The sequence below is a fragment of the Floridaenema aerugineum BLCC-F46 genome (assembly GCF_041929345.1).
Lineage (GTDB): Bacteria > Cyanobacteriota > Cyanobacteriia > Cyanobacteriales > Aerosakkonemataceae > Floridanema > Floridanema aerugineum.
Map to the genome: position 1 here is coordinate 55,358 of NZ_JBHFNQ010000206.1, position 24,076 is coordinate 79,433.

28 protein-coding genes and 1 pseudogene are annotated in these 24,076 nt (G+C 41.2%); 20 read left to right on the top strand and 9 right to left on the bottom strand.

What is annotated here, in order from left to right:
* Positions 1 to 297 precede the first annotated feature (297 nt).
* A pseudogene (locus ACE1CC_RS27355) lies at positions 298 to 1,710 on the top strand (hypothetical protein).
* Positions 1,711 to 1,757: 47 nt separating this feature from the next.
* On the opposite strand, the gene ACE1CC_RS27360 reads toward ACE1CC_RS27355, so the two are convergent.
* Positions 1,758 to 2,237, bottom strand: coding sequence for a DUF29 domain-containing protein (locus ACE1CC_RS27360; protein ID WP_413273597.1), 480 nt, complete (start codon positions 2,235 to 2,237; stop codon positions 1,758 to 1,760).
* Between the two features lie 106 nt (positions 2,238 to 2,343).
* On the opposite strand from ACE1CC_RS27360, the gene ACE1CC_RS27365 reads away from it, so the two are divergent.
* Positions 2,344 to 3,099 carry a hypothetical protein gene (locus tag ACE1CC_RS27365; protein WP_413273598.1) on the top strand — a complete coding sequence of 252 codons (756 nt, stop codon included), beginning with the start codon at positions 2,344 to 2,346 and terminating at the stop codon, positions 3,097 to 3,099.
* A 60-nt stretch (positions 3,100 to 3,159) separates the two neighbouring features.
* The gene (locus tag ACE1CC_RS27370; protein ID WP_413273599.1) at positions 3,160 to 3,603 is read left to right on the top strand and encodes a hypothetical protein; all 444 of its coding nucleotides are present in this window, start codon (positions 3,160 to 3,162) and stop codon (positions 3,601 to 3,603) included.
* 29 nt (positions 3,604 to 3,632) lie between these two features.
* Here the strand turns inward: ACE1CC_RS27370 and ACE1CC_RS27375 are convergent, their stop codons facing one another.
* From ACE1CC_RS27375 to ACE1CC_RS27385, 3 genes are all read right to left on the bottom strand, one after another.
* The gene (locus ACE1CC_RS27375; RefSeq protein ID WP_413273600.1) at positions 3,633 to 3,947 is read right to left on the bottom strand and encodes a hypothetical protein; all 315 of its coding nucleotides are present in this window, start codon (positions 3,945 to 3,947) and stop codon (positions 3,633 to 3,635) included.
* A 67-nt stretch (positions 3,948 to 4,014) separates the two neighbouring features.
* Complete coding sequence (locus ACE1CC_RS27380; RefSeq protein ID WP_413273601.1) at positions 4,015 to 4,590, bottom strand: PIN domain-containing protein; 576 nt, start codon at positions 4,588 to 4,590, stop codon at positions 4,015 to 4,017.
* Complete coding sequence (locus ACE1CC_RS27385; protein WP_413273602.1) at positions 4,590 to 5,066, bottom strand: helix-turn-helix domain-containing protein; 477 nt, start codon at positions 5,064 to 5,066, stop codon at positions 4,590 to 4,592. Before ACE1CC_RS27385 ends, ACE1CC_RS27380 begins: the two co-directional genes overlap by 1 nt.
* 119 nt (positions 5,067 to 5,185) lie before the next feature.
* On the opposite strand from ACE1CC_RS27385, the gene ACE1CC_RS27390 reads away from it, so the two are divergent.
* The 6 genes from ACE1CC_RS27390 (at position 5,186) to ACE1CC_RS27415 (ending at position 8,673) form a co-directional block, all read left to right on the top strand.
* The gene (locus ACE1CC_RS27390; protein WP_413273603.1) at positions 5,186 to 5,386 is read left to right on the top strand and encodes a hypothetical protein; all 201 of its coding nucleotides are present in this window, start codon (positions 5,186 to 5,188) and stop codon (positions 5,384 to 5,386) included.
* Positions 5,383 to 5,874, top strand: coding sequence for a hypothetical protein (locus ACE1CC_RS27395; RefSeq protein WP_413273604.1), 492 nt, complete (start codon positions 5,383 to 5,385; stop codon positions 5,872 to 5,874). Before ACE1CC_RS27390 ends, ACE1CC_RS27395 begins: the two co-directional genes overlap by 4 nt.
* Positions 5,875 to 6,026: 152 nt before the next feature.
* A complete protein-coding gene (locus ACE1CC_RS27400) occupies positions 6,027 to 6,377 on the top strand; it encodes a hypothetical protein (protein WP_413273605.1) in 351 nt (116 codons plus the stop codon).
* On the top strand, positions 6,374 to 6,787 hold the full coding sequence (locus tag ACE1CC_RS27405) for an HNH endonuclease (RefSeq protein WP_413273606.1): 414 nt from the start codon (positions 6,374 to 6,376) through the stop codon (positions 6,785 to 6,787). Before ACE1CC_RS27400 ends, ACE1CC_RS27405 begins: the two co-directional genes overlap by 4 nt.
* A 403-nt stretch (positions 6,788 to 7,190) precedes the next feature.
* Positions 7,191 to 7,565, top strand: coding sequence for a plasmid mobilization protein (locus ACE1CC_RS27410; RefSeq protein WP_413273607.1), 375 nt, complete (start codon positions 7,191 to 7,193; stop codon positions 7,563 to 7,565).
* Complete coding sequence (locus ACE1CC_RS27415) at positions 7,546 to 8,673, top strand: relaxase/mobilization nuclease domain-containing protein (RefSeq protein WP_413273608.1); 1,128 nt, start codon at positions 7,546 to 7,548, stop codon at positions 8,671 to 8,673. The genes ACE1CC_RS27410 and ACE1CC_RS27415 overlap by 20 nt, the downstream gene beginning before the upstream one ends.
* Positions 8,674 to 8,895: 222 nt before the next feature.
* On the opposite strand, the gene ACE1CC_RS27420 is transcribed toward ACE1CC_RS27415, so the two are convergent.
* A complete protein-coding gene (locus ACE1CC_RS27420) occupies positions 8,896 to 9,408 on the bottom strand; it encodes a DUF1993 domain-containing protein (protein WP_413273609.1) in 513 nt (170 codons plus the stop codon).
* Positions 9,409 to 9,658: 250 nt separating this feature from the next.
* On the opposite strand from ACE1CC_RS27420, the gene ACE1CC_RS27425 reads away from it, so the two are divergent.
* On the top strand, positions 9,659 to 10,159 hold the full coding sequence (locus ACE1CC_RS27425; protein WP_413273610.1) for a PLP-dependent aminotransferase family protein: 501 nt from the start codon (positions 9,659 to 9,661) through the stop codon (positions 10,157 to 10,159).
* Positions 10,160 to 10,213: 54 nt separating this feature from the next.
* On the opposite strand, the gene ACE1CC_RS27430 is transcribed toward ACE1CC_RS27425, so the two are convergent.
* Together ACE1CC_RS27430 and ACE1CC_RS27435 are read right to left on the bottom strand one after the other, a co-directional pair.
* The gene (locus ACE1CC_RS27430; RefSeq protein WP_413273611.1) at positions 10,214 to 10,345 is read right to left on the bottom strand and encodes a hypothetical protein; all 132 of its coding nucleotides are present in this window, start codon (positions 10,343 to 10,345) and stop codon (positions 10,214 to 10,216) included.
* Between the two features lie 323 nt (positions 10,346 to 10,668).
* Positions 10,669 to 11,052: a hypothetical protein gene (locus ACE1CC_RS27435; protein WP_413273612.1), complete on the bottom strand. Its 384-nt coding sequence runs from the start codon at positions 11,050 to 11,052 to the stop codon at positions 10,669 to 10,671.
* Positions 11,053 to 11,080: 28 nt separating this feature from the next.
* On the opposite strand from ACE1CC_RS27435, the gene ACE1CC_RS27440 reads away from it, so the two are divergent.
* Both ACE1CC_RS27440 and ACE1CC_RS27445 read left to right on the top strand, forming a co-directional pair.
* A complete protein-coding gene (locus tag ACE1CC_RS27440) occupies positions 11,081 to 14,608 on the top strand; it encodes a DUF4132 domain-containing protein (RefSeq protein WP_413273613.1) in 3,528 nt (1,175 codons plus the stop codon).
* Between the two features lie 239 nt (positions 14,609 to 14,847).
* Positions 14,848 to 15,729, top strand: coding sequence for a hypothetical protein (locus tag ACE1CC_RS27445; protein WP_413273614.1), 882 nt, complete (start codon positions 14,848 to 14,850; stop codon positions 15,727 to 15,729).
* Between the two features lie 39 nt (positions 15,730 to 15,768).
* Here the strand turns inward: ACE1CC_RS27445 and ACE1CC_RS27450 are convergent, their stop codons facing one another.
* Positions 15,769 to 16,515: a hypothetical protein gene (locus ACE1CC_RS27450; RefSeq protein ID WP_413273615.1), complete on the bottom strand. Its 747-nt coding sequence runs from the start codon at positions 16,513 to 16,515 to the stop codon at positions 15,769 to 15,771.
* 55 nt (positions 16,516 to 16,570) lie between these two features.
* The gene (locus ACE1CC_RS27455) at positions 16,571 to 17,743 is read right to left on the bottom strand and encodes a hypothetical protein (protein WP_413273616.1); all 1,173 of its coding nucleotides are present in this window, start codon (positions 17,741 to 17,743) and stop codon (positions 16,571 to 16,573) included.
* 364 nt (positions 17,744 to 18,107) lie between these two features.
* Here ACE1CC_RS27455 and ACE1CC_RS27460 point away from each other — a divergent pair, with 364 nt between their 5' ends.
* The 8 genes from ACE1CC_RS27460 to ACE1CC_RS27495 all read left to right on the top strand — a co-directional run bounded on the left by ACE1CC_RS27460 (position 18,108) and on the right by ACE1CC_RS27495 (position 24,025).
* Positions 18,108 to 18,872 carry a ParA family protein gene (locus tag ACE1CC_RS27460; RefSeq protein ID WP_413273617.1) on the top strand — a complete coding sequence of 255 codons (765 nt, stop codon included), beginning with the start codon at positions 18,108 to 18,110 and terminating at the stop codon, positions 18,870 to 18,872.
* Positions 18,862 to 19,785 carry a ParB/RepB/Spo0J family partition protein gene (locus ACE1CC_RS27465; RefSeq protein WP_413273618.1) on the top strand — a complete coding sequence of 308 codons (924 nt, stop codon included), beginning with the start codon at positions 18,862 to 18,864 and terminating at the stop codon, positions 19,783 to 19,785. Before ACE1CC_RS27460 ends, ACE1CC_RS27465 begins: the two co-directional genes overlap by 11 nt.
* A 360-nt stretch (positions 19,786 to 20,145) precedes the next feature.
* Positions 20,146 to 20,694, top strand: coding sequence for a hypothetical protein (locus tag ACE1CC_RS27470; protein WP_413273619.1), 549 nt, complete (start codon positions 20,146 to 20,148; stop codon positions 20,692 to 20,694).
* Positions 20,694 to 21,773, top strand: coding sequence for an ATP-binding response regulator (locus ACE1CC_RS27475; RefSeq protein ID WP_413273704.1), 1,080 nt, complete (start codon positions 20,694 to 20,696; stop codon positions 21,771 to 21,773). The genes ACE1CC_RS27470 and ACE1CC_RS27475 overlap by 1 nt, the downstream gene beginning before the upstream one ends.
* Before the next feature lie 16 nt (positions 21,774 to 21,789).
* A complete protein-coding gene (locus ACE1CC_RS27480; protein ID WP_413273620.1) occupies positions 21,790 to 22,521 on the top strand; it encodes a response regulator in 732 nt (243 codons plus the stop codon).
* Positions 22,522 to 22,591: 70 nt separating this feature from the next.
* Complete coding sequence (locus ACE1CC_RS27485) at positions 22,592 to 23,167, top strand: helix-turn-helix domain-containing protein (protein WP_413273621.1); 576 nt, start codon at positions 22,592 to 22,594, stop codon at positions 23,165 to 23,167.
* A gap of 176 nt (positions 23,168 to 23,343) precedes the next feature.
* The gene (locus tag ACE1CC_RS27490; protein ID WP_413273622.1) at positions 23,344 to 23,643 is read left to right on the top strand and encodes a type II toxin-antitoxin system HigB family toxin; all 300 of its coding nucleotides are present in this window, start codon (positions 23,344 to 23,346) and stop codon (positions 23,641 to 23,643) included.
* The gene (locus ACE1CC_RS27495; RefSeq protein ID WP_413266194.1) at positions 23,627 to 24,025 is read left to right on the top strand and encodes a helix-turn-helix domain-containing protein; all 399 of its coding nucleotides are present in this window, start codon (positions 23,627 to 23,629) and stop codon (positions 24,023 to 24,025) included. Before ACE1CC_RS27490 ends, ACE1CC_RS27495 begins: the two co-directional genes overlap by 17 nt.
* Positions 24,026 to 24,076 lie beyond the last annotated feature (51 nt).

A 24,076-nucleotide genomic window follows, 5' to 3' on the forward strand; every position in this document is an offset into this window, starting at 1 on the left:
GGCGATTAACTGTGCCAAGCCCTACATAATGACCGAGTTTTAGTCGCCTCAAACCCACTTAAACCTATACCTAAGTGTGCCAAACCTGTGCCAAAATCACTAATTTGCGGCATTTTTTTGGCGAATAACCCCCAGCTCGACCATTCGGATGATACTGAGCGTCGCTATGGTCTTGGTGAAGAGCAAGCCATGCCTTTGTTTATACATTTGTGCTTTTAACAGCATTGTTGCAGTGGTAGACTTGCCAAAAGAGAGACATCCATAGCACAATTTGGGTGTCGTTAATGAGTAAGCAACTTGAATATTAATGAATTAAAGAGTTCACCAGATAAAGAAAATTGGCGACTAACACCAGGTTATTTAAGTCAAGGTTGTTCAGACTTTGAATCGGTACATATTTTACTAGGACATTTTTTAGCCGTTCGCGATAGCGTCGCGTAGCGGTATCGCCATTCCGAAAACCCTTTGCTGGAAAAATCATTACTGTCTGAAAATGGTAGTTTTGACTGGGGTCAAGGTCAGCCACTAGAAAAAGTGATTAACTCTCAGGAAGACTTTGAATTTTTGATGAAACACCCGCGACTATTTCGCAATGCGATCGCGATCGTTGAACCCTGGGACCACGTTGGTTATAACCCATTAGGAGAGCACGTCCGTGCTTCTATCAATGTTGCTTATATCGCTCAAACTATTGCTGATTGTGACTCAATTTTATTCCCATTATGGTCATCAGGATTGCTAGATCCAGAAACAGTTATTCCTGTGATTTCTTCTGGTTTAGCGGTAGTGCTAGAAGGCGGCGAACCATCGGTGCGAGATGCTTCTACCTTTGCTGGAAGTAAGTCTTCACTAGCAGAATTACACTTATTTGTAGAGAAATTATTACTATCGCGCTCGCCTACTAGTGCGCCAGCAATTTTTATTTGTTTAAGTCATCAATTAGCAGCCCAAGCACATATTCATCTAATTCAGAAAGCTGTGCAACAAGTGCTGAATTTAACAGAATTACAACGCGATCCTCAAGGTAAAGCTCTAAAAGCATTGCAAACTGTTTGTCAGCAAATTGAAAGTGTTGGTAATTCTCTACAAGTTAAGAAAAAAAATGGTAATGTAGTTGCCCAAAATTGGCACGAACCAGAATTTGCTGTTGCGCCTAATGAATTTAAAGAAGTTGGCGATCGCCAGTTACTTCACTATCAATCTCCTAATAGTGAAACATCGGGAATTCCCCAAGAGTTAATTACAGCCCATGAAGTAACGGCGGATGAGTTCAAAGGGGTAATTGATACTTCGATCGAGTACGAACACGAACTGAATATTGCTATGTTTCATTCTGATGAAGTGAATGAAGAAGCAATATTGTTTGCTAACTGGGCATATCTTCTGTTACACAATACCATTATTCCCCACCGTCATATTTTAGCCGGAAGTTCTTTATCCTGGCTGATGCAAATGCCATATACGATCGAAATACTTTGTTCAACTGCTCATGAAGGCGAGGTGTTGACGGAATGTTCGGCTACTTGTATCAATTACAAAGATTTTGAAAGTAAACTAATTCGGCGTTCGTTTACCTGCCAATTTCATCCTGAATTATTATCAGATTTGCGAGTGGTTGGTATTCGACAACCGCCTTCTTACAATGAACTGAAAAAAGATGATGGTGCGCGATTATTTGCCCGATTGTTATACGAAGGGATGCAGGAATAAGCTGGAAACAGCAGTGAAGTTTATATGATTAATTCCGTCCTCAACTGTTAATCAAGTAAGTCGTCATCAGAATCAAGGTGAATTCCGGGTAAAAAGTCAGAGTTTTCTATTGCTTCCCAGGTATAGTGAACGAGAGAAGGAAATTCTCGAAGTTTCATCCCTGTTTCTTTAGCTGCTAAAGTTATCGCACGTTTGTAAGCTTTTTCAATTGCTTCTGACAGATAAGGTTTTAAACTAGGACTTCTTTCTAAAAGGTCTTCAATCTCTTCGCGTTGTTCACGAATTGTAAATACCCAGCTTCTAGATCTATGGGTAGGTTGAAATTCCCATTTTAGTAAGTGAGCAATCAAAATTTTTAAATGACTTACTAATTCTCGTTTATCTTGTTTACCCAAAGATTCTATTTCCTCAATCAAATTTTCCAGATCAAGATTATTTAGGTCACGTTGACGCAATAAGTCAGCTTGTTTTTGTGTCCAAGCGTAAAAGTCGGTTTCATATAGATCGGTAAGTGGAAGGTTCATCATGTCTTCCTCGGATGGCTTTATACATATTTAATCTTACTGCTGTCACCAAGGGGTAACTATTTAGTTATGATTTAATAAAATTTCCCACACTGATTAGCGTTTATTTATGAAATCCGATCGATATTTAATTACCACGTTGACTGGAGAAGCACAGCAGCCAGTCAGAATATATTATCAGGTGTTCAACCAGAAAACTGTGATAGGAGCTTTCCAAAAGCTGAAATGTGTATATTTTGAATCTCAACTAAATCGGTGGCGATGGGAGTACGAACATGAAGCCAAAAAACTAAGATTTGAAATTTCATATAATCAACTTTCTAAAGAACATCGCCCGATCGTAATCGGAGATTTTTTCTTTCGAGATAACGAAATGTTGTTAGAGGTTCGTTCTTTTGAGCGGGCAGTAAAAGCTATTGAGTTTTTCGATAAAAGAATTAATAGACGAGCAGCTAAAGTTACTAAAATTAGAATAGTTAATAGATTATTTGATGGTAACGATCCATCAAATAAAGAGTTATTACAACCTCCTTACGACTACTTTTTTGACCGAGATGATATATTAATTCCTGACCCGAATGAAACGGCTAAGTTGATGGCTGAAATTAGCAGTCAACACTCTGACTTGGAAGGTAGATTAGCTGCGTTGCAGGCTTGCTGGTCAGAAAAAGCGAAACAACCGCTACCAGAAATAGAAGAAATTCCACTCTACATTTATGAGGAAGGAATAGGTCGCTTAAAGGCGGCATTAACTTTTAGAAATATCGAGGCACTTCAGCATTGGCAGGATAATAAGAATGCCAATCAATTTGATTTGATGGAAAGTGTTATAGATTCTTTTTTGAAAGATAACTACGAAATTTAATACAAACTGTTGGCTTTAGAAAAATAGTATCCTCAAGTCAATATTTGTTGACCTATACTCATGAAAAACCCAGCATTCTTTCGTGTTTGTGTGGTTGTAATCGTGGCTTTATTGTTGTTACTCCCAACTCCTGCTAAAGCGCAAACTCTAGGATATTGCAGTTGGGGGGAACCCGCCATCTCACCTTGCTTGAGAGATACTGATGGCACTGACGGTCTTTATTGCCATAGTGGTTACGCCTGCGATCCAAAAGCAGGAAATGATGGTCGAGGTAGATGTTGTGCGCGTAATGCGCTTTCTCCTACGTGCGACTCGGCAAACCCTTGTCCAACAGGCTATACCTGTGTGGAAGGTTCTTGCCAACTGTTAAGCAGTTTGAAATGTTCCAACGGCAGCGTGCCAACTGGTTCCTGCGTTAATAACCAATGTCCACAGTGGACGAGTTCTGGTGATTATGTTCCCCAAACCTGCGATGTCAGCAGTAATCTTTGCTGTCCCAAGTAGTTAAAAATTCCCTGATTTCCTCATAATATTTATTCAGCAGATGGTGTAGCAACTGGCTCTTTAGGAGCTTTCGGCTTACGTTCAAAAACTTGAATATTTGGCTCGTTCAGCACAAATCCTTTATCAGTTAGTTCGCCCATTTTTCCTGCGATCGCTGCTACCCACATCGGATAATTCGCTTGTGCTTCTTCTAGTTTCTTAAATACTTTTGGTTTGACTGTAATACTAGCAATTCGACCATCACAATCAACTTCAAACTTTTTCCAACCGTTGTCCACCGTTTCGACATTGGTGGGAAAGTCGTTGATTTTAATGGTAAGTTCCAATTTTCCTGCTACTGCCATAGTTGTCTCCTTTGAGAAAGTGCCAATCACTTCTTAGTTATTCTACTCGCAACTAAACAATAAAGTATTAAAAATCATTGTAAATTTCCCGAAGCATTGACACAGAAATACTCAACCCTTGCTGCAATAAAGTTTCTAAATAATCATCAATAGATTTGGGAGGATTTTTTAATCGCTGTCGGCAAATTTCTGCTACTGCAACTATTTTACCTGGTTTCAGATCGACCAAATCAGAAATAAACTCATCGGGATGTTGCGGTTCTATATCGTACTTCTGCAAAATGTTTTCGGGAAAATCTGAAAGATTGAATGTAACAATTACATCCGCACCCGCTTTAATTGCTGCTGCTAAAACATGACGGTCATCTGGATCGGGTAATTCAACTGATTCTATTAGGTATTCGTAGTCTATAACCAAACAATCACGCACATAACTATTCATCAACTCCTTAGTCCGAGTTAATTGTTCTATCGTCAAATCTTGGCGATTTTTTAGCACATTCCTGATCCATTCTTCATGTATCTGGTCTGTCCATTTTGCTCTAAATAAATCAGTCAATGCCAACTGGACAAGAAAATCTCGTAACGGTGCGGGATATAAAACACAAGCATCATAAAGTGCCGTAAAACTTGAAGGATACATCAGTCATAACCCATGTTTAACTCTTGGGCTTGAGCGACAAGTTCATCTAAAACTTGCATCCGTTGATTGTCAATTTGTTGCTTGTATTTCATGACATCTTTAAAGAAAATACGGCGATGCCGTCCAACTTTCCGATAAGGTAATTCACCCGATTCAATCAGCTTAATCAGAAACGGACGTGAAACATTTAAAATATCTGCGGCTTCTTGAGTTGTCAGTTCTGCGTGAATAGGAATCAGTGTTACTGCATTACCTTGAGCCATCTGTGAAAGAATATCCACTAGTAAGTGAAAAGCTGTTGCCGGAATCTCAACTACCTGCTCAGTGCCATTTTCTTCAACTACTTTAAGTTGCTGAGTGGGCTTAGATTGCGCTAACCGAATCAAAGGAGCCAAAATCCGGCTACTCTGTTCAGAAAGCTTGGCATCTTCTTCTGTGGGAATTGTAGGTTTGTTATAAGCAGTAGAAATTGCCATACAGTTCTCTCTATTTTTATCTATTGAAATTGCTCACTCTCACTCGCTCCATGTCATCCCCACTATAGACGATAATCGAAGCCAACGCAACGAATCGAAATAAACGCAACGAGCAGCGTATGATTAACCCAAATCGCATTACACTGCGTTCTGGGCTGGGCACGAATTATAGAAGTTTGGGTTATGGTTTGGTAGGCGATCGCGTTCAAGTTCTGACTCAATCTCCTCCAGAATTGGATTATGACGAAGATAGTCATCAATTTACGCCTGATGCACTCCAAGGCATCATTCAACGCATAAGTTTTGGAAGTTTGCCATGAAAGTCACTATTAAAGATAGTCAAATTCTCAAAACCGTTAACCCTAACGTAATCCAAGCACACTTGCAAGCAACAGGTTGGCATGAAACCGGGCGGATTTATAATGATGCTGGGGCAATTTGGCGACTAAAAAAAGATGCTGCTCCTGAATATGAAATTTTGCTACCTCTGCAACATGATTTAGGACATTATGCCGAAAGAATCAGCGATATATTAAAAACATTATCGACAGTAGAAAATCGTGACCAAGTTGATATACTAAGCGAATTCATTACCAATTGTCCCAACTTCACCGTGCAAGGTGTAGTCATACAAATTGCTACTCCATTAATTGATAAATTAAGTGGAGAAATTACTTTACTATGTACAATTTTTGAAGAATTGCAAGAAATAAAAACCGAACTAACCGATCGTGATTATATCTTAGCTATTAAAGCTTATCAGGAACGTTTACCGATTCACTGTACAGGTGATTTAGTCAAAGTTTAATGGGCAGCGATCGCTGCCTTGAGTCAGCATTTTTCTGTAAAAGCCTGATTGAAAGCTGACAGAATTAAGTGTCTTAAATTCCTTAATTTTGTTGCTATCGTAATGATGGCAAGAAAAAAGCTGCAACGATTTGATTAACGCGGAGTGAGACTGTGGCTCGAATTACTCTAGAAGTACCGTCCGAACTTTCTGACCAACTGGAGCTCCTTGGCGATCGCCTCCCGGAGCTACTTGCCCTGAGCCTTCAACAACCTGCACTACCAGCCCACATCTACCGCTACATCCTCAACTTTCTAGCCAGTAACCCCACCCCCGAACAAATTGCCGCCTTTGGCCCCACACCGGAGATGCAGGAACGCCTGCGTACCCTGCTAGCCCGCCTCCGCGCAGACGAACTCACAGAAGCAGAGCGTATGGAACTCGATGAGTACGAACGGATCGAACATTTGGTCATCATGCTCAAAACTGGTAGCCTGCCTTATATAACCAGGTCTTCAGCATGACCTATATTTCTGCTGCACTGCGCCGCCTCGTCGAAGAGCGAGCCAACTATAGATGCGAGTATTGCCTACTTCCAGCGAGCGTGGCTTTCTTCCCCCACGAAGTTGACCATGTGATCGCAGAAAAACACGGCGGTGCCACCGATGCCGATAATCTAGCCCTCGCCTGCTGGCGCTGCAATCGTCACAAAGGTAGTGACCTCGGTTCGTTCGACCCACAGACAAAAGCTTTTAGTTTTCTCTTCAACCCACGTACACAGGAATGGAACGAACACTTCCGGCTTGAGGAAGTAACGATTGTGGGACTGACTCCAGAAGGGCGCACGACTGTGAATTTACTTCAGTTAAATAGCGATGAACGTCTAGCTGAACGGCAGCGCTTGCTAGAGCGGGACTCAAGATGGCAGCAATGACGCGAGAAAGCACCAACTCACGGCGATAGTTGGTAGCCCAATTACTTCCTCACACTTCCTCCAAATAAAAAAATAGTAATTGTACTCAGCTTAGAAACTACATAATTTGGCACAGATATTAGCCAATATCTGTGCCAAGCCAGATTCGATTAGCGAGGTTTAGTCGCCTTAAACCCACTTAATTCCATTTTTTACTGTGCCAAATTCAGTATTTGCGGTGTTTTTTTCCGAATTCCTACCCATTTCGACCATTTGGATGATACTGGTTTGTCGAGAGCGTCGCTATGGTCGTATTGGAGAGCAAGCCATGCCAATGTTTATACATTTGCACTTCTAACAGCATTGTCGGGGCAGCAAGCTTGCCAACAGGAAGACACTCGTAGCACAATTTGGGTATGGTTAATTGAGCAAGCAGCAACGTTCCAAGAGAATTATCATTCGGCTAACACAGAAAGAGCGAGAATTAGCTGAAGTAAAAGCTCAAGAAACTGGACTTTCTTTGAGTGAATTATTTCGAGCTAGTACGCTCAAACAACAATTACCGCGCAAGGTAACGCACATCGCAGCCGACACTTACAGAGAATTAACCAAAATCAGCATCAATTTAAACCAACTAACTCTAGCTGCTAACGCCGCTATTAAGTTGGGTCAAACTCCACCTGCCAATCCCAAACTGCTGGAAAATTTGGAAATCCTGCTCAAACAAGTCAGAAGAGAACTAGTTGAAATTGATGTAATAGCAGACTTAGAGGATGGCGATGATTGGGAAGCAAGTTAAAGGTAGGGGATTTCGGGGATTGCTCAACTACCTGTTCGATAAAGAAGGAGCACAATTGATTGGCGGTAACATGGTTGGTGAAAACCCACGCGAATTAGCTGCTGAATTTCGCTTTTTAAAGGCATTGAATCCCAGAGTAGAAAGAGTGGTTTATCATGCCTCTTTATCAGTACCAGCTAGAGAAAAGTTGGATAATGAAAAATGGATTGCCATTGCCCAAGATTATCTCAACGGAATGGGCTTTAATGATAATCAATATGTGATAGTTCGTCATGTCGATCGCTCTCACGACCACATCCACATAGTTGCCAGTAGAATCAAGTTAACTGGAGAATGTGTACATGACGGTTGGGACTACAGACGTTCCGAACAACTGATTCGCCAACTAGAACGAGATTATCAACTGGAAGCAGCGCATTCTAGTTGGGAAAAAGATAGAAGAAGTCCCACAACTGGAGAATGGCGACAGAGACAGAGGACTGGAGAAGACAGCGTACGCGAGAAGTTGCAGAATTATATTGATGAAGCGGCAACTGATTGTCCGACGATGCCACAATTAATTAATCGACTTAAAAATGAAGGAATTGATGTTAGGGTTGGTTACACGCACACTGGCAATCACGGTATTTCCTATCAGTTAGATGGCATTGCAATTAGCGGTACTCATTTGGGTAGGGAGTACACTTTTCCCGGACTTCAAAAGTATAAAGGTGTCAACTATTGTAGCGGACACGATCGGGCTATTCAAAGAGGTAGCGATCGCTTACCAGCAGATGTTGAAGAAGTACAGTTAAAGCGGACTAGAATTGTGGCGCAAATTGTTAGTAATTACCTGCATCATATTGGTGAAAACGAACATCAAAGTAAGCAGTATACGGCTGGTTGGGATGAAGATGAATTGGTATTGGTAAGGAATAGCGATTCGAGGCAGTTGATGAGGGCTATATATAAGGATAATAGTTGGCAAGCTGTAGAACGAGGGCGGTTGACTGAAGCTGATATACAATTCTTTCAACGATGGCAGCAGTTGTTAATAGAAGCACAAGAAACAGAGCAATTGCAACGGGAACGAAAGCAGGAGCAACGTGGTTTTCAGTTAGAGCCTTGAGTACAGTTGAGGAGTTGCGGCGATAAACCTAGTAAATAAACTTGTGTAATCCGTAATTTTACGGCTGTATTCGTAAACGGCCTGGTTTACTATTAAATTGTATGAGAAACACTTAAATTTTCAATATATTTAATGAAGACCATGCCCTGAGTACAGAGCGTGGTCTTATGATTTTAAGGGGCGACAACAATAAATAATCTGTTGCACCACGATTGTTAGGCTTCATTCTTTTCTTATTAATGGTACCAAGTGCATCATGTAATCTCGTTTTCCAATTGGCACTCCTGCCATGCGAAGAATGTCGTAAGCCGTAACCAGATGGAAGTAAAAGTTTGGAATTAGAAATTCATTTACATAAGCATTCCCAGATAACTCGATGTAGAGGCTCTGGCCTAAGTCAATGCGCGTTACCTCAGCTAGCTTTGCATCAACAGCGTTAATACCCACAAGAAGTTCAAGAGTGTTTGCTATGTGTTCGTATGCCTGCGCGAGCGATGTCACATCTGGATCTAGATTATTCGCTGGTTTGCCATCACACCAGAGAGCAAAGTTACGTGGTTGATTACAGGTGAAAGCAACCTGTGTACCGAAGGGCAACATATCAGCCGCAATGCGCTTATTTAGGAACGACTCGTCATCACCAAAATGAGTTGTCGCTGACTTCAAGAGATGTTCAAGAGTCGCTAAGCGGCTTTGGAAGAGAGTTCGGATTAAATCTATATTCTGACAAAGCATTTTCTGAGTCCTCAAGACTTACTCTATGAATTCAAAGGTAAGTTGATTTGTAGACTGTTTGCAGAATTGTCGGTTATTGAGTGGACACTTAAAACCGGAGGATGAGAACACCTCTGCCTTATGCTAGCGCCCCTTTGTTGCATACTTTCTCATAGGAAACTGTATGTTATGTAACAATTTATTTAATTGCCAGCAATTATGCAATTAATCCTGATACTGTATAAATGTACACAAAACGCGGGAGGGAGTTGTGAGTCAAAGAGTCACCATAGCAGTTCCAGAGTCACTATTTGCTCGACTTCAACCCGTTAAACAACGCTTCAATATTTCCGCAGTTTGCCAGGAGGCATTAGAGATGGCTATTACAATCGAAGAACTCAAAACCCAAGTTGCCGAAGACGAAAATCTAGTCCAACGCCTTCAGTCAGAAAAAAAAGTACTCCTCAACAAAGTTCGTCAAGAAGGTTTTGAATTAGGAATTCGTTCCAGTGCTAAATTGTCCTACAAAGATTTTCGTCATTTTGAACGAGTTCAGTCTCTCGCAACTGCCCTCGATGAAGATGTGCTCGACTATCTATTTTCTTACTTGGATCAAAAAGATTGTCCCCAACAAGCACGCCAATTGGATGCAGATTTTGCTTACTTACTAGAAGTAGATCCCCCTTGCCGCATTACCTTCGCACAGGGATGGATGGATGGAGTATTATCTGCTTGGCAAACGATTAAAACTCAAGTCGAGAACCCACAATAGCCACAATTACTGAAATTAGGCTTTGTCTATATTAATGATGTGCCTAACGGCACGCTATACGATCGCGCCAGCGTGATTATTCGCGATCGATCCGAGATGATGTGACAAAGCCAAAAGCTCATTCTGGGTTTGGTTTTGATTAATTCTGCAATTATCTAATGGCGGTAGCCATATAAAAAACGCCATTGACTCGAAAGCACAACTCGATGTCAGAAAGTTGAAGGATGGAGCGGAGTTCCCATAAATTAGTTGCATCCTCTATAGTTTGACAACAAACGATTAAACTCGCCAGATGGAAGCGGAGGGACAGAGAGTGAGCAGCTATCCCAGACTGATGAATCCAAGACAAAAGGGAGTAGTCGGCAGCAGTTAAGTCAAACATGAGTTAGGCAGTGGAAAGGTACTAAGGTTATTAACTCCGATAACTCTCAACAAAACTGTATGTATTGTAACTTTATGCAAATATAAGCATAGAAAGATGAAGTTATCTAAACTGAACACTGCTTGTATTATCGAGAAGACAAATATTTGAATGCAAGAAAAGCTCCTCCGCCAGAGCCAATCCAACCAAATATCACCATAAAAACCAACGTGACAATGCTTCTACCAAGACCTGCACCGATCGCACCTGACTCTGGTGGTCCTGTTCGGCAATCCTCCTCTTGAATCTGTAGCGTGTAGAACACTGCACCTGCGATGGCAAATAGCAAACCACCAATTATTGAGCCTGCCAATATCCAAAGTAAATTCCAAACCAAGCCAAACTGACTCAATGCGATCGACAAAATAATCAAAGTTGGGCTGATAAATAGAATGAAAGCCAGGATAAAGCCAATCATGTGATTGATTACCAAGGTTAACGGCTGAACTTCAGCATAACGAGTTAGAAACAATTACAGACAGTCATGCGATCCAGTCGTTATGGTGGAACACAGTGGACTGGTGCAACAGATGGATCGAGATCAACCCAAAAGCAACGCGCGAGCTTTATCGGCAGAGTCCGTTCAACTGATTTTGCAAGATTTTGGGCGGTATCGAGAACCAATTCCTCAAGCAATTCTTCAGTATCTAGTTGAAGGTGGGGATGATGCTATTTTGCAGCAGTTACAGGAACGTTTCATGCTGATGCCAGATGAGCGTAGTGTAGAGTTTCGGAACTGGAACCCTAATCCGTCCCCTGCACTTCGCTATCAGATGCTGCATACTTTGACGACGCAAGACATCGAGTTTTACTATCGACTGACTCGAATATATACCGTTGAAGCAGAGAACTTGCGATGGCTTTCTATCGGTTGGTTGCGCCTATTTCTCCTGTTTTTGGCGGATAATTGGCACATTTTGGAACAGCCGCTGACTCCACCTAGAGCCATTACTGCTCATTTAATTGAGTCTCTCTTGGTGCGGTTTGGCGATCGCACCGACACACTAGCACAATTAGTATTTCTAGCAGATATTCGACAAGCAGAACCTAGTGAGGTGTTGCGTTTCGCTTGGATTGGGGCAAGTGTACCTGAGTTTAGTGCCTACAGTCTCAAGCACGAGTCCGTAATTCGAGAAGCCTTGTGTCATGCGGCGGTAGAAGCACGAATTCATGCTTTGGATATGCTTGCAGTCTGTCAGATGTCGCCGATTCCGTTCGCAGCGTTGTTGGTTGATCGCGCTACTGCTAATTCTAAAACTGAACGCGCCGCCGCCTTAATGGTACTACAGCGAGAAGCTAGCGCAATGGTTCCTTTCGTAAGAGCCAAAGCTCAAACCGGAACAGCCTTAGAACGTACTCATGCTGCTAGATTACTGATGGATTTAATCGGAATCGAAGCCCGTTTGTTTCTGGAAGAAAGGCTAGAAATTGAACAGACTGCAACAGTTAAGGATGCCATTGAGCAAGCCTTGTACTACTTAGCAATCCTGAATGCGCCTGAAGTAGGAATCCTCTTATCACCTTTGCCGGGGGTTGTGCTAGAAGCTCCCTTACCAACATCGGTGTGCGAGGAAATCAATAGGGTGCTCAATCAATTCTACGAACTAGCCCAAGCGAAATATGAAGAACAGCAGTGCCATCAATATCCCAGCATTCCTCTGCCCCAACCGCCGTCATCCGATTTTGTCGATCGCGTATTTGAATGTCTTCAGTTTGGTACAGCAGCAGAATGTTTCGCGCTCCAACCTATATATCATTACCTAATTCATTCGCTGGTTCATCCTCAGTTTCGGCAACTGCTGGAAATCCCGGAGTTAGACCTAATTCATGTGACTCGTCTGCTCTTGTTAATGCAACGAATACCTACCCAATCCCAGACTTTAGTTCCAACTCCAACGATTCCTCAATGTTTGCACTGGGCAGAATCGGAAATTAGCACGAGTAGCGTTTTGCAACCCTGGTGTCAACGCCGTCAACCCAATAGTAGTCTGCGTTATCTAGTATCTGGCTTTGAAGCTTTGGGCATTTCAGGGGATACGATCGCAAAGAAGATGTTAACTTGGGAGGAATCGCCGTTTTGGTCTTGGGATGAGCAAGCGATTTGGGAGTATTTCGCGGAACGGTTGTCAATTTTAGATGTTTTGTTTGAGTTAGGCCCTTTTCCACAGATTTACTACACTCATGAACAAACTGCCCGTCGCCAGCTTTTCCGAATTTTAGAATTGTTTCCCCAACTACCTGCCCGCTTCATTCCTCAACTTTGGGATATCGCCTTGAACGGAGTGCAAGCGGAAATGCCCTTAGCACAACGCTGCCTAGCTAATCGCCCCGGAACTCAAGAACGGTTGCATCAATTGGTTAATCATAGCGAGCCAGCAATTCAAATTATCGCAATTCAATGGTTGACTCGCCTTTTAGATCGCACTGCCATTCCCCAACTTCAGACAGCCCTACGCCGCCAACCTACCCAAACGGTGCGAGATGCGCTGCTGCGATCGCTCGAAAAGCTGGGTGCTTCGATTGATGAGTTTCTCGATCGCTCTCAACTCCTGCAAGAGTCACAAGCCGGACTGCGAAAAGGAATTCCTAAAGCCTTGTCCTGGTTCCCTTTTGGCGCATTACCCTTAGTTCACTGGCAGGATACAGAAGAACCTGTGGCTACTGAAATTCTCACTTGGTTCATTGTGCAAAGCTACCAGCAGAAAAATCCAGAACCGAGTCCGGTGTTGCGGCAATATGTCAAACTCTGGAATGTAGAGGAGCGTCAGCAGTTTGGGCAGTTTGTTCTGGAAAGCTGGATTAACCAGGATACACAAGTAACGAGTGCGGTGAAGGAAAAGGGGATTTTGGCAGTAGCAGGAGCCTGCGGCGGTGCGTCGATGGTTCCCATTATTAATCGCTATCTAAAAACTTATTTTGGCAATCGATTAGCGCAATGTCTTGCTTTGTTGCAAATGCTGACTTGGAGCGATGATTTTGCTGCTATTCAGTTGTTGTTATCTGTTGCTAACCGCTTTCGTACTGCCAAAATTCAAGAAGCCGCACAGCAATGCGTTCAACAATTGGCTCAACGTCAAGGTTGGACATTAGCAGAACTAGGCGATCGTACTATTCCCTGGTGTGGATTGGCAGAAAATGGTACGCTCTTGCTAGATTATGGCTCTCGTCAGTTTACGGCTCATTTAGATGCAGAATGCAAGCTGGTTTTGACTGATGATAGCGGCAAAGTTCTCAAGTCTCTCCCTACTGCACGTAAAGACGATGATGCAGAACTGGTGAAAACTGCTAAGCAACAGTGGACAGCAACTAAAAAGCAGCTGGAGTTAGTACGATCGCAACAGCAAACTCGGCTATATGAAGCTCTTTGCACTCAACGCAGTTGGACTTTTTCGGATTGGGAAATCTTTCTGCATCAACATCCAATTGTTAGAAGATTGTGTCAACGTTTGATTTGGGCAGTTTTTGCCGAGAATTCAGTTTATCCCATACAAACTTTTCGCCCTCAAGAAAATGGTAGTTTGATTGATGCTGAAAATAATGTTGTTACTGTCTCACCTACAGCGATCGTGCGTCTTGCTCAAGCAACTCTGCTTTCTCATGAATTAACCCAGGCGTGGCAAAAACACTTAAATAACTTTCAAATTACACCATTATTTGACAATTGGACAGCCATCTATTCCTTACCCACAGTTAGCCGGGAAGTAACTGAAATCAGGGATTTTGCTGGACGTTCCATAAGTCGGCATCAGTTACGCCAACGAGCGATGCAGCATGGTTATCTACCAAAAACGGCAGAATTTGAACATGGTTCGACAGTTGATTATCGCAAACAATTTGAGTCAATGAATTTAGAAGTGGTAATTGATTTAGAAGGAGCGGGAGATCCACCCGTGAGCGCCGAAGATTTTGCAGTGCAGCTGGGAGAAGTGTACTTTTGGCAAAAGTGCAAAGTACCGTTAGCTGAAGTGCCACCTGTATTGCTGAGTATTGTGTGGAGTGAGATATTAGCGATCGTTCAACCTGTTTAGCTAGGGGTGGTGTATTTAGAAGAAGATGTTGGCCAGGTTTTGGAAAAAGAAATTGGCCAACTTAAAAGCTAAAATACTGATTCTGTCGTTAACTTAAATATTTCTCCTAATCAACTTTTCCTTGCTGTTATTTATCAGCCTTTTTTGGAACGTAAAGTTGGCCAGACTGGTCAATTTCTTCAAGAAAGATGTGGTTAACACCACCAATTTATTGAACTAAAACCAGAAAAAAATTAGCTATGCACTTGCCAAAATACTATGCTGTAATTGGCAAAGGAGATTATTTCACTATTAATGGGAAAAGACGAGGAATTTGGGAATACCTTGAAAGACAACCATCAGGTTGGTTATGTTCGGTAGCCGTAAACCGAACTATAATCCCAAGAGATTTACCGATTTTTTGGGATTGCGGAGCGGTAAAATACAAGAATGCAGAGATCCCAATTCTAGGACAAACACTCGTTACCCCAGCGTATGCAATTGCACAGTACAAGAAAAATTCACCCGCATATAACGACCTAATTACCGCACCAGATCATATCTTAATTCCTGGCTCAAACTTGCGGTTTCGGCGAAGATTTAACTTGCATAGTGCCAAAGAATTTCTTTATTTATCACGACAAGAACTACCTCAATGTATCCCCATTGCTGTTACACATGGAATAACCACACAGGAAAAAATAGAAACAGCCCTGAAACTTTACGAAATCGGATATTGTGCTATAGGTATTGGTGGAATGGTAATCAACGCCAGCGATATTAAAAGAAACATCGCATCTGTAGCAGCAATTCGTAATAGTTTACCTCATTGTTATATTCATGTATTCGGTTTATCCTCTCCAGTTTATGCAAAAGCTTGGTCTGAAATTGGTGTTGATTCATTTGATGGAGCTAGCTACTTATTACAAGCATTTAGAGGCCAATTTTATCAAGCAAAAGGAAGTCAAATAACCAAATATACAGCCGCTTTACCTAATTCCAAAATTACAATTCCTCTGTGTTATTGTAGTACTTGTACGCAAATGCGCCAAATCGGAATTGAAGCTAGAGCTAGCGGTAATCGTTTAGCAAATTTAGCTAGAGCAGCACATAACTTAGGCCAATTACTGTTAGCTCACTAATGCAATGGTTAATCGAAAAATTGGTATAATTACTCTAACCTAAAACTCAGACTTCTTCTTAGGATTAAACACCTTTTCAATAGCCCGATCGACAATTTCTATTGCTTCTGATGGATAACTCGAAGTAGGCGTTTTTCTCCCCGATAATCTAGGTGGTTTTGTTCCATACTGTTCCAAGTAAAATTCATCAGCAAAACTTTGAATCAGTTGAATTTGTTCCGGGTTAGATGTCAATTTTTGCTCTTTAATTCGCTCCGCTATCGTCCAAGCTTTTTTGCCTTTGGAACTACTTTTAGTAGTTGACTCTTGAGCAGCTGATGAATCGCCTTGTTCTGGGAAATAATCTACTAAAATAGGAATCACCGAACGATACCATTTTACTTGAACCCCACTCCAAGAATTTGTCGCTGATGTTGCCAATAAAGAAATCCCATGTTCTTTACCAGTTTCAGTTAAACTCCAGGTTCTTTTTTCCTCATTTCGTTCTTGATAACCAAGTTCTACTAATGCTTGATTAACTTGCTCTGGTTTAATCTTCTTACCTAAGTTTTCTGTAACAATAGTCGCTAGTTGTGTAACTGTCATCCCTTCTTCAGTCAAGGGAAAAGCTGTTCCAATCAAAGACTTAGCAATTTCTGCCACTTCTTTTAATTCTGGATACATAGCAGCTAAAGAGTTAAACTTAAATTGCGCGATCGCTACTTGATCCAACCCAGCATTTTCTAACCAATTGGATAACTGATCGATTGTAGAAATAGCAGCACTAATCTGTTCGGGAGAAACCATAAGCTATGAGCAGTTTTTCTCAGATTACTGCTAACATGGCTCCCTCGTCTAGACATTATATTTCCAAGTCAGGTTTCTCTAACAAAATAGCTTGCTTTGGCGACATTTCATCTAATTGCTGTGCTATTGTTGTCCAAAATTCCACATCTTCAGACAAAATACCCTGCGCTACAATCAACTCTTCTCCCTGTACTCTGATTAATTCACCTCTTCTGGAAGCAATTAAAGAAGAAATAGAAATACCTTCAGACTCTTTAACAATCAAATCATACAAATTCACAACTCTAACGCGAGTATATTCATCAGTTTCTTCCACGCGTTCAGGAAAATAGGTTAATACATATTCAAAAGCTTTTTGAGCAGTTGGTAAAATAGATTGGGCTAACTTGATTTGCTCAATATCTATTGCTGTTGATGAATTTATATCCGTGTTTCCACCTGCTAACGCATTAGAAATATTTGGTTTAACTTGCTTCGAGTTTTCACTGTTATCCAATAGAATATTAACTAGCTGGTTTTCCGTTTCGACAGTAGAGTTTTCTATTTCCCTTTCCTCTGGTTCTAATCTTTGAACATCCACAAATTCTTCTATACTGAACGAGTCTGAATCATCAACTAAAGTTTCTGGTTTTAGTTGTACCCAATCACCAGTAAAACCTGAATTTTGCTCTAAATCTTCCCGACTTACAGAAACCGAACTTTTCAATTCAGGAATATGAACCTGACGAGCTTGATCTTTGTTTAAATCTATAAAATAAGCTGCATTAGTCTTTAATAAACTAATCTGAGCATAAGCATATTTCTCGCCTGCTAAAGAAACAGCAAAATCAAGTGCAGCAATACAACCATGATAAAAGTCTTGTGTTTCGGTTGGACAAATTTCATCCTCTGTATCTGCGTCACTTTGTTGAAGTTGAGCAATGTAACTGGGAGATAATCGACTAATAGATGATTTATCCTCTAAAGTTTCCGCCTCCGAACTCGCAGCTGAATCGTTGTCGATCAACTTAGCTATTTTAGCCTTTAACAAACCCAACGCTTGTACACCATCCTCTTCATCTATGAGTTTAACTGCTCGGTCAAATCCTACCAACAATCCCTGATAAAAATCTTGAGTCTCTCCAGCTATTGCTTCGTTAGTTGCTATCTTCTCAAAAAATACCAGCCCTATTTGTTTTAGCCTCCAGATATACTCAGAAGGAACCCTTTGGATGACAGCTAATCCCATAAGCGTGTATTTACCTGCACTGCGCGTACCTTAGCACCCAAACTTACCATGCAATTATCTTGCTATTGCTCCGACTAATGGACTAACTGACTTTCATCCAAATTGTACAGAACAAAACAACTTTTTTTCTCTTATGATGGATTGGGGGATTACAGCATTTAACTGAAAAAAACTCACAAATCACCTTCAGAAATCCGGGAAAATATGAGACTATATTTATAGTTCCCTTGTACGGTCAGGACAAAGTGATCTACTCTGAAAGTGAAAGCATCAGCCAGCAGTTTTCTAGTGCTAACGCACTGATAGTCTCAACCGTAACTTCCTCCTTCACACCCATTCGAGTTGTGTGCCAAAGGAGAAAAAAATGACTACAAAAATAATTTCGCTCTTCAATCAAGCGGGCGGAGTCGGCAAGACCACGATTACACTCAACCTGGGATATCAACTATCCTTACGGGGTCATAAAGTTCTCCTCATCGATATCGATCCTCAAGCTTCTTTGACTTTATTCATGGGTGTTGACACTCACTTACTAGAAAAAACGGTATTCGATGCGATCGTCAATGAAGAGCCACTTTATATCCAACCTAACATTCACGGCATGGATTTAGCTCCGACCAATATTACTCTCAGTGCCGCAGAAATTCAACTAGTAAACATGGATTTCCGAGAAGTCCGTCTGCAAGATGCAATTGCTCCCATTAAAGACAACTACGACTTCATCCTCATCGACTGTCCACCTAGTTTAGGACTATTAAGTTACCTCAGTTTAGTAGCTGCTACTCATGTGTTAGTACCAATCGAAACACACTATAAAGCCTTTGAAGGAACTAACCTACTTTTACAAACTGTAGCCAGAGTCAGAAAGAAAGGAAACCGTTCTTTACAAATAGCTGGATTCGTTCCTTCTCGTTATGCAGCGACTAACTCCCAAGATAAACGCACGCTGCAAGCTATTGGCGAACAATTTTCTCCGGTTGCTCCCGTATACAAACCCATCCCTCGCGCTACTGCTTTTGTCGATGCCTCGGAAAAACAAGTTCCCCTTGCTATTTACGAACCGAAAAACCCAGTTGTCAAAATCCTAAATAACCTAGCTATTCAAATGGAGAAACTCAATGCCAAGTAAAAGCAATCAACCTTACAAAGGTAAAGCCGATTTAAGTGTTTTATTCGGAGATGAAGAAACTACTGATGCACCAGATAAACAATTAAGTATTGAGGCAATTCAACTTCCATCTTCTCAACCTCGCCGCTACTTCGACCCGGAAGCAATGCAGGCTTTGGTTGAATCAGTTAAAGCTGAAGGGATTCTCCAACCTTTGTTAGTTCGACCAATCGGTGATAACAAGTACGAATTAGTTGCTGGGGAAAGACGCTATAAAGCAGCAGTAGAACTGGGCTTAAAACAAGTTCCGGTGACGATTAGAGAACTTAACGAACAACAAGCTTTAAATATAGCTTTGGTGGAAAACCTGCAAAGAGAAGACCTCAACCCAATAGAAGAAACTGACGGTATTCTGCAACTATTAGCTCATCATTTATCCCGTTCTAAAGATGAGGTTAGTAAACTACTTTATCGGATGCAAAACGACGTTCAGAGGATGAATGATAACGTTATCATTCACCCGGAAGCTGAAATAATTGTTAAGGTTTTCAACGAATTAGGCAAAATGGGCTGGGAGTCATTTGTGAGCAATCGGCTCCCTCTTTTGAACCTGCCTAAAGATGTACTAGACGAACTTGAAAAGGGCAAAATTGAGTACACTAAGGCTAAAGCGATCGCCAAAATCAAAGACAAAGAAATTAGAAATGAATTGCTAGAAGCTGCCATTACCGAAAACCTTTCCTTGACTCAGATTAGAGAAAGAATCGCTGCTCTGAAAACAGGTACATCGGAAGAGAAACCAGAAGAAAGTTTAAAAACGCAAGTGAAGACAGTTTTGACTCAAGTAAACAAGTCAAAAGTTTGGACTGACCCAAAGAAACAGAAACGTCTGCAAAAGATTCTTGCCGAACTACAAACACTCTTAACAACTTAAAGAATAGCTCATACTCAATCCAGGTTGATTACCCCCTTTTTATTTGAACCGCAAAGAGCGCACTAGCGAAGCCATGCGCGATAGCGCTATAGAGCGCAAAGAGAAGAGGAAGAAGATATGCCGATCAAGTAGCTAACCCGGATTTGGTATTAACTAATAGCTTGGTAGTTCTACAACATTTAACGAAGTAGAACTGCTACTTTTTTTACAATTATTCAACTTTTTACAATTCTAAATCAATAATCCCAGAGAATAAAAAATCATCTTTTCGGCTGAATTTACTGCATCTAGACAGTTGGTATTTTGAGAGATTAGAATCGCTAAACGAAAACATCCCAAACTATCAAACAGGTTGAGTATATGTCGAAAACCAACAATTCCTTAAGCCATAACCTAGCCCCAAAAACCGACTATGCCAAAACGCCTACAGAAAACTTAGCGGCTTTCGAGCGAGCGTTGAACTCTGTCGTGCAAGCTTGGAACAAGTACCAGCCGGATGATTCGCTAGCAGAGGAAAGAAAACAAGACTTAGAGTGGCTCAAACTAACTCTGCGGGACTATCGCCTGAATATTCACACCTCATCCAAGAGTCGGAAATTTTGGCAAGGTTGCATCGATGGTAAATCCAGCCGCAGAACTTTATCAGACGAGAATTCCCAATCGCTAGGACAAATTCTACTGGGTATCTTCACCAACGATAAAACACAAAAAGTCTATGACTTAGGAGTGCAAGTTGGATGGCGTTATGCACGACTTAAAGATTACTTACTCCGCATCAGGAAACAGCGAAAACTAGAACAAGCGCAACAAATTCAAGATTATCAGCTGTTCCTTGACCTAATTCGCCATCAACAACTAGCTGATTCATTTTTAAGTTTTGGTTCAATGCACGCCAAGAAATCTACATGATGAACAGTAAACCTAGCCGAATTCTCGTAGTTGACGACGTAGCCGATAACTTATTGATTATGCGGGCTATTCTTTCCGAAGAAGGCTACCGTGTCAGCACTTATAACAACGGAATTGATGCCATAGCTAGTATTATTGCATCGCCACCCGACTTAATTTTATTGGATGTGATGATGCCTGATTTAGACGGCTACGAAATCACTTTTAAAATTCGCTCTCTACCTTACTTACCTTTTATTCCGATTTTACTTGTGGCTGCTGACGAGTCCCAAGATTTAGCTGATGGACTGGATTTAGGTGCAGACGATTTTGTGTATAAACCACTCAAAATTAACGAATTGTTAGGTCGGGTGCGGAATCTCCTGCGACTCAAACATAGTATTGATAATATGCAGGAAATGTCCAAAGCCCAAGAAGATTTTGTGTCTCGTCTGACTCACGATTTGCGAACGCCATTGGTAGCGGCTGATAGAATGTTGTCTTTACTCCATAAAGGAACGTTTGGCGAACTGACACCAAATGCCAAAAAAGCAATATCTACAATTTCTGGAAGTAACCAAAATCTCATGTGTCTAGTCGATACTTTACTGGAAGTACATCGATTTGAGGCTGGGTGTAAAAGATTGACAACTGCTCGTTTCAATCTCACCAAAATGATTCAAGAAGTGGTAATGGAATTGGAACCTTTAGCGTTGGGTAAAGGTCTGAGTTTAACATACTCTCAACCGGAATCAACTCCAATTAAGATTGTGGGAGACCGCCTCGAACTGCGTCGAGTTGTCACCAATTTAGTCGGTAATGCTCTAAAATTCACTGATAGTGGTTACGTAAAAATAGTGGTTGAGCAAGATGCTGAATTTGTCAGCATTATTGTAGAAGACACTGGAATCGGGATTGAATTATCAGAACAAGCCACACTGTTTGAAAGATTTCGTACTGGAAATCATGTTGGAGCAGGAAGTGGTTTAGGATTGCATCTATCACATCGAATTATTGAAGCGCACCAGGGTTGTATTACCGTTGCATCAAAGGTAGGGATGGGCAGTATATTTACTGTCCGTCTTCCCAATTCAATTTAAAAATTTTGCATCTTTTATGAACCAAATTAGTGTTAGTTTAATTGAAGACCATCACCTAACTAGAGCCGGAATCAAAGCTGCCTTAAACGATTGTCCTCAGATTGATTTTATTGACGAGGCTAGTAACGGTTTGCAAGGGATTACTCTTTTAGAGAAAACCCCGCCTGATGTAGCCATAATCGATTTAGGATTACCGGGGTTGGTAGATGGTATCGAATTAACCAAGCGGTTTAAAAAGTTTGTCAAAGCTCAAAATGGTAGCCTTGACAACCAGCCGAAAGTTCTGATTTTGACGATGCACGAGAATGAGGATTCGGTGCTGGCGGCTTTTGCAGCTGGGGCTGATTCTTATTGCATGAAAAATGTGATGTTTGAGAAGTTATTGCAAGCAATTGTGGAAACTCATGCAGGTGCTAACTGGATTGATTCTTCTATTGCTCGTATTGTTTTGGAGAGAATCAATAATCCTTACTTAGTTGCTGCTGTTCCCGCAGGCGTTCCTACCGTTTCTATTCATGCTCTTCAGCCGGAGGAGAATGAATTGCTTTCGGCTAATCCACTTACTCAACGAGAGAGGGAGGTACTTAGGTTAATTGTGGATGGCTGTACTAATGAGGAAATTTGCCAGGAACTTTTCATTTCTCTAGGGACGGTGAAAACTCATGTGCGGAATGTTTTGACTAAGTTATCTTGTGACGATCGTACTTCCGCTGCTGTTCGTGCTCTCCGTGCTGGCTTGATTAACTAGAGTTGCGGTAAAATAACCCACGCTATGCGAATGCGCCAAGGCAAATTCGCGCACGCATAGCGATCGCAATTTGCCTTCCAAGGGTCGCAATGCGGTGGGAATGATGATTAAAAATGAATTAGAGTACCAAGTTAGTCAAGAATGGTTAGAGAAGTTTGAAAAATCTATAGCCGCAATAGAAAAGGATGAAGATAGTAAAAAAAATGACTATGAGCGATGGAAAATGAACCGAGAGACATTACAATGTCATTTAGAGAAATTGCAAGCAGAAATTGCTGAATATGATAGGCTAACATCCCATGATAGCCACACGCCAATAGTATTAACACTTGATGATATTGATTATTTACCTCAAATCTTGATTAGAGCAAGAATGGCAGCTAAACTAAGCCAAAAAGAATTGGCAGAATTGGCTGGATTGACAGAAGCACAAATCAAACGTTATGAAGATAATGACTATGAAGATGCTAGCTTTCTGGATGTAAGATTTGTAATTGATGCGCTAGATATCAAAATTCAAAAAGGTGAGTTTCTTGTTCCTTTGGATACCCTCAGAAGAACGCCAGTTACTAAAGAAGAATTGCTTTCTTCAAATCAGCGTTCTCAACGCCAACAAAGTCAAAAAATGATTGGACAAGTTCAATAAAAATTTGGCGATCGTTACCTCTGCAAGCATCGTTCTCTCTGGTATGCTCAGGAAAAGGTTTAACCCCCTTGACATTTTGCTCTCATTTTGAGAGAGTGACAAGATAGCCAAGAATTTAAATAATCTTGATGGACTTATGATTGTGCGAAAAAGGTTTCCTACTTATCTCAATCAAAATGCACCTAATTTCAATTCGCAATCTTCGTAATGATGCAGCTAAGTATCCTGATGTCAAGACGCAGATTGACAAATGGTACGAGATTGTAAAAAACGCAGAATGGCAAAATTTAGAAGATGTCCGTAAGGTTTATCGAGATGCTGAAGCAGTAGGAAACTTCACGGTATTTAACATTAAAGGCAACGATTACCGTCTGATTGTTGGGATTGATTATCAAACGCAGAAGGTTTATTACAAATATTTTTTAACCCATAGCGAATACGACAAAGATGGATGGAAAAATGACCCTTACTTTTGATCGAAGTGCTTATCAAGCCTTGCTAGCTGAAGTTGCTCCACAGGCAATTGAGACAGAAGCAGAATACGAACGTTTATTGAAAGTTGTAGAACAGTTAATTTTTGCCAAAAATCGTACACCGGAGGAGCTAGCTTTACTCGATTTATTAGTAACGCTGATTGAAGTATACGAAACTAAAAACTATCCATTCGAGAAATCTACTCCATCTGAAATGCTGCAATATGTCATGGAAACGAGCGGCACTAGGCAAGCAGATTTAGTTGGAATAATTGGTTCGAGTGGAGTAGTATCTGAAGTTGTTAATGGCAAACGTTCGATTAGCAAGGCACAAGCTAAAGCTCTTGGCGAATATTTCAAAGTTTCGCCTAACTTATTTATTTGATTTTGAACAGCGATCGCTACTTTTAGCTCTCAAGAGTCTATTCAATCCGAT

Coding starts and splice junctions, on each gene's coding strand:
- ACE1CC_RS27470 (WP_413273619.1), top strand. CDS start 20,146: ATGTCGAAAACCAACAATTCCTTAAGCCATAACCTAGCCCCAAAAACC.
- ACE1CC_RS27480 (WP_413273620.1), top strand. CDS start 21,790: ATGAACCAAATTAGTGTTAGTTTAATTGAAGACCATCACCTAACTAGA.
- ACE1CC_RS27365 (WP_413273598.1), top strand. CDS start 2,344: ATGAAATCCGATCGATATTTAATTACCACGTTGACTGGAGAAGCACAG.
- ACE1CC_RS27430 (WP_413273611.1), bottom strand. CDS start 10,345: ATGGCGTTTTTTATATGGCTACCGCCATTAGATAATTGCAGAATTAAT.
- ACE1CC_RS27395 (WP_413273604.1), top strand. CDS start 5,383: ATGAAAGTCACTATTAAAGATAGTCAAATTCTCAAAACCGTTAACCCT.
- ACE1CC_RS27465 (WP_413273618.1), top strand. CDS start 18,862: ATGCCAAGTAAAAGCAATCAACCTTACAAAGGTAAAGCCGATTTAAGT.
- ACE1CC_RS27475 (WP_413273704.1), top strand. CDS start 20,694: ATGAACAGTAAACCTAGCCGAATTCTCGTAGTTGACGACGTAGCCGAT.
- ACE1CC_RS27460 (WP_413273617.1), top strand. CDS start 18,108: ATGACTACAAAAATAATTTCGCTCTTCAATCAAGCGGGCGGAGTCGGC.
- ACE1CC_RS27490 (WP_413273622.1), top strand. CDS start 23,344: ATGCACCTAATTTCAATTCGCAATCTTCGTAATGATGCAGCTAAGTAT.
- ACE1CC_RS27390 (WP_413273603.1), top strand. CDS start 5,186: ATGATTAACCCAAATCGCATTACACTGCGTTCTGGGCTGGGCACGAAT.
- ACE1CC_RS27495 (WP_413266194.1), top strand. CDS start 23,627: ATGACCCTTACTTTTGATCGAAGTGCTTATCAAGCCTTGCTAGCTGAA.
- ACE1CC_RS27385 (WP_413273602.1), bottom strand. CDS start 5,066: ATGGCAATTTCTACTGCTTATAACAAACCTACAATTCCCACAGAAGAA.
- ACE1CC_RS27380 (WP_413273601.1), bottom strand. CDS start 4,590: ATGTATCCTTCAAGTTTTACGGCACTTTATGATGCTTGTGTTTTATAT.
- ACE1CC_RS27440 (WP_413273613.1), top strand. CDS start 11,081: ATGGTGGAACACAGTGGACTGGTGCAACAGATGGATCGAGATCAACCC.
- ACE1CC_RS27450 (WP_413273615.1), bottom strand. CDS start 16,515: ATGGTTTCTCCCGAACAGATTAGTGCTGCTATTTCTACAATCGATCAG.
- ACE1CC_RS27445 (WP_413273614.1), top strand. CDS start 14,848: ATGCACTTGCCAAAATACTATGCTGTAATTGGCAAAGGAGATTATTTC.
- ACE1CC_RS27415 (WP_413273608.1), top strand. CDS start 7,546: ATGATTGGGAAGCAAGTTAAAGGTAGGGGATTTCGGGGATTGCTCAAC.
- ACE1CC_RS27360 (WP_413273597.1), bottom strand. CDS start 2,237: ATGATGAACCTTCCACTTACCGATCTATATGAAACCGACTTTTACGCT.
- ACE1CC_RS27370 (WP_413273599.1), top strand. CDS start 3,160: ATGAAAAACCCAGCATTCTTTCGTGTTTGTGTGGTTGTAATCGTGGCT.
- ACE1CC_RS27455 (WP_413273616.1), bottom strand. CDS start 17,743: ATGGGATTAGCTGTCATCCAAAGGGTTCCTTCTGAGTATATCTGGAGG.
- ACE1CC_RS27375 (WP_413273600.1), bottom strand. CDS start 3,947: ATGGCAGTAGCAGGAAAATTGGAACTTACCATTAAAATCAACGACTTT.
- ACE1CC_RS27420 (WP_413273609.1), bottom strand. CDS start 9,408: ATGCTTTGTCAGAATATAGATTTAATCCGAACTCTCTTCCAAAGCCGC.
- ACE1CC_RS27405 (WP_413273606.1), top strand. CDS start 6,374: ATGACCTATATTTCTGCTGCACTGCGCCGCCTCGTCGAAGAGCGAGCC.